The sequence below is a fragment of the Methylobacterium sp. WL116 genome (genome assembly GCF_008039455.1).
Lineage (GTDB): Bacteria > Pseudomonadota > Alphaproteobacteria > Rhizobiales > Beijerinckiaceae > Methylobacterium.
Map to the genome: position 1 here is coordinate 1 of NZ_VRUV01000527.1, position 3,029 is coordinate 3,029.

General features: G+C 68.3%; 4 protein-coding genes and 1 pseudogene. All 5 read right to left on the minus strand.

Translation table 11 applies throughout. From position 1 onward, the window contains the following. On the minus strand, positions 1 to 507 hold a 507-nt coding region (locus tag FV223_RS23960), incomplete at its 3' end, for a protein-disulfide reductase DsbD domain-containing protein (RefSeq protein WP_281407467.1). 159 nt (positions 508 to 666) lie between these two features. Beyond that, positions 667 to 1,025, minus strand: a pseudogene (locus tag FV223_RS23965) (DDE-type integrase/transposase/recombinase); the annotation flags it as partial. A gap of 64 nt (positions 1,026 to 1,089) precedes the next feature. Beyond that, a complete protein-coding gene (locus FV223_RS23970; protein WP_147729321.1) occupies positions 1,090 to 1,413 on the minus strand; it encodes a DNA-binding transcriptional regulator in 324 nt (107 codons plus the stop codon). Further along, the gene (locus tag FV223_RS23975; RefSeq protein WP_147729322.1) at positions 1,397 to 1,798 is read right to left on the minus strand and encodes a type II toxin-antitoxin system RelE/ParE family toxin; all 402 of its coding nucleotides are present in this window, start codon (positions 1,796 to 1,798) and stop codon (positions 1,397 to 1,399) included. Before FV223_RS23975 ends, FV223_RS23970 begins: the two co-directional genes overlap by 17 nt. Before the next feature lie 250 nt (positions 1,799 to 2,048). Beyond that, a partial coding sequence (locus FV223_RS23980) for a M24 family metallopeptidase (protein WP_147729323.1) occupies positions 2,049 to 3,029 on the minus strand: 981 nt, incomplete at its 5' end.

The window sequence follows — 3,029 nt, forward strand, 5'->3', positions numbered from 1 at the left end:
GGCGAACAGGTCGACGTTGCCGGGATCGGCCGTGGCCTCGCGCGCGACCGGCAGCGTCAGGGCGAGATCGGCCGAGCCGGGAATGCACTCCGTCTCGCACACGAGATAGGTGAGCTTGCCCGCCAGCGTCACCGGCGCGGCCGGGTCGAGGCTCGGCGGCGGCGTGACCCGCACGAGCAGGATCGCCTCCCCCTCGTAGCCGAAGTTCATCAGCGTCGCGATCGGGATGCGGTGCGGCGCCGGCCACTGGATCGCCGAGGCCGAGAAGCCCGCCGGCAGCGTCCAGGTCACCTCCGGCGGCAGGCCGGAATCGCCGGGATTGCGCCAGTAGACGTGCCAGCCCGGCTTCATCGCCATGCGGATGGCGACGGTGAACGGCGTGGCGCCCGCCACCGCCGCGGGCTCCGCCGCGAGGCTCGCCCGCACGAGGTCGGCCGGCGGCTTGAAGCCCTGGGCCGCGACCGGCCACGCGAGCAGGGACAGGAGGAGGGCGGCTGCGCGGATCATGCGGTCCTTATCGCGCGACCGACGACGACGGTTTCACGCCGCCATCCTCATAGGCCCGAACCGGCGGAGGGTAAAATCGTGGGCTTGCGACAGGTTGGAACGGAGCACGTAACCCAGGTCTTGGATCCGAGACGCGAAACGACCCCTGCGGTCCCGCTCTCACCCTATGATCGACCGGGCAAGCCCCAAGCAGAGCGCGAGCGACCGGTTCCGCGCGTTCATCGTCCGCGCGTCGGCGAAGCCGAAGCCTTTGCGCAGCCAGAGCACGACATCGAAGGCCTGGATCGTGCGTCCCGCTGTGTCGAACGAGCGAAAGCCGCCCGCCCGCAACATCGACTGCTTTATCCAAACGTGGTCGCTCGCGATGCCTTGCTGCCGATGCCTGGTGACGTCGCTGATCGGCGCGCGAGGCGGCAGCCCGATCTTCCCGCTCTCGGCGATGGCCGGCAGGTGCGGGCCGGCGCCATCCGTGCCGATGCGGGCAATGGCTGGGTCGAAGGCATTTTGCGGAAGAACCGTGACACGCCTTTGCTGCCAGGCATCTCGGCGCGGCGGGCCCGCCGTGAGCTGACGCGTGGTGGCTCAGGCCAGGACTGCGATGCCGTGCTTCTCCACGACCGCGAGAAGCTTAAGGGCCATGCCACTTGGCCGCTTGGCGCCGGTCTCCCACTTCTCAACCGTGCTCTTGCTGGTGTTGAGATAGCGCGCGAACAACGGCTGGCTGACATTGTTCGCAAGGCGGATATGCTTGATTTGTGCTGGGTCGATCACATCGGGCACCACGAGATGCCGAGCATCCAGATCACGCATGGAGAGCTTATCGAGCGCTCCCACCTTGTGCAGCATCGATGCCGAGGAGTGGATCGCCTCAGAAATGTCACTTTTGTACTTACGTTTGGCGGTCATCACAGATCTCTACTAAGTCTTTATCGGCGAGAAGCGTATCGATCTGCTTATCGCTCAGAGTGGAATAGGCCTTCGCGAGCAGCTTGAAATCCCGTAGCTCATCGTCGTCGATGTTTCCGCGGTCCTTCTTGGCGAAGAGGTATGCGTACACCCAGTGCCGGCCACCCTTCGCGAGGATGATGCTGCGGTGCATGTTCTTGTTCAGGCGCTTCTTGAAGACCCCGCCGCCAAGGTCGTCCGCCTGCCCACGCATCACCTCGCGAATGGCCTCGCACAGCTCCGAGTCCTTGACGCGCGCTTTTCGGGCCATGCGGGAGAACACGGCCGTCCTGAAAATCCGCCCGGTCCTTCCGCCGGCTTCGATGCCAGCAGCGTCATGGGCCATGCGTTGAGGTAGCACTGGGTGCTATCCCATTCAAGGCGCACCTACCTCCGGCCAAGTGTCGGGACGGCACATGTCGTCCATGAGGAAGCCTGCTCGCGGTGGGCGTTGTTGCAGAGGGTATTACGGGGCGGTCGGAACACGTCGCTATCGTCGGCAGGGGCGGAGCAGCGACAAGTGCCGACACCAGAACGCCATGCGCCTTCCCGATAGAGGTGGCATGCGCCGCTTCCCGAGATGCGTGCGATCCGCTTCAAAGCGCCGCCGTCGCCCGCTCCAGCCAGGCCCGCGTCTCCGGGTCGAGGTCGGCGGACAACACGTCGCGGACGCGGGCGTGGTAGGCGTCGACCCAGGCGCGCGCGTCCGGGCTCAGCATCTCCGGCACGATCAGGCGGCGATCGTAGGGGACGAGCGTCAGGGTCTCGAAGCCGAGCACCGGGCGCTCGCCGCCGGGCACCGTGCGGGGCTCGACGAGGACGAGGTTCTCGATGCGGATGCCGTAGGCGCCCGCCCGGTAATAGCCCGGCTCGTTGGAGAGGATCATGCCCGGCTCGAGCGCCACCGTCCCGGTCTTGGCGATGCGCTGCGGGCCTTCGTGCACCGACAGGAAGGCGCCGACGCCGTGGCCGGTGCCGTGGTCGAAGTCGAGGCCGGCCTCCCAGAGCGGCAGGCGCGCCAGGGTGTCGATCTGCGCGCCGGTGGTGCCCTTGGGGAAGACCGCGCGGCCGATGGCGACGTGGCCGCGCAGCACGCGGGTGTAACGATCGCGCATCTCCGCGCTCGGTGCGCCCACCGCCACCGTGCGGGTGATGTCGGTGGTGCCGTCGGGGTATTGCGCGCCGGAATCGATCAGGAACAGCTCGCCCGGCGCCGCCCTCCGGTCGGTGGCGCGCGTCACCCGGTAATGCACGATCGCCCCGTTCGGCCCGGAGCCGGAGATCGTGGGGAACGAGACGTCGCGCAGATCCCCGCCGGCCGCGCGAAAATCCTCTAGCGCCTCCACCGCGGCGATCTCGCTCGGCGCGTCCTGCCCGTCGAGCCAAGCGAGGAAGCGCACCACGCTCGCCCCGTCGCGCCGGTGCGCGGCGCGGGCGCCGGCGATCTCGGCCTGGTTCTTCACCGCCTTCATCGCGGTGATCGGGTCCGGGCCGACGTCGGCGGTGCCGCCCACCGCCGCGACGCGTTCCTTCAGCGCGACCGCGCCCGTCGCCGCATCGAGGCGCACGCGCTTGCC

Coding starts and splice junctions, on each gene's coding strand:
- FV223_RS23975 (WP_147729322.1), bottom strand. CDS start 1,798: ATGGCCCATGACGCTGCTGGCATCGAAGCCGGCGGAAGGACCGGGCGG.
- FV223_RS23970 (WP_147729321.1), bottom strand. CDS start 1,413: ATGACCGCCAAACGTAAGTACAAAAGTGACATTTCTGAGGCGATCCAC.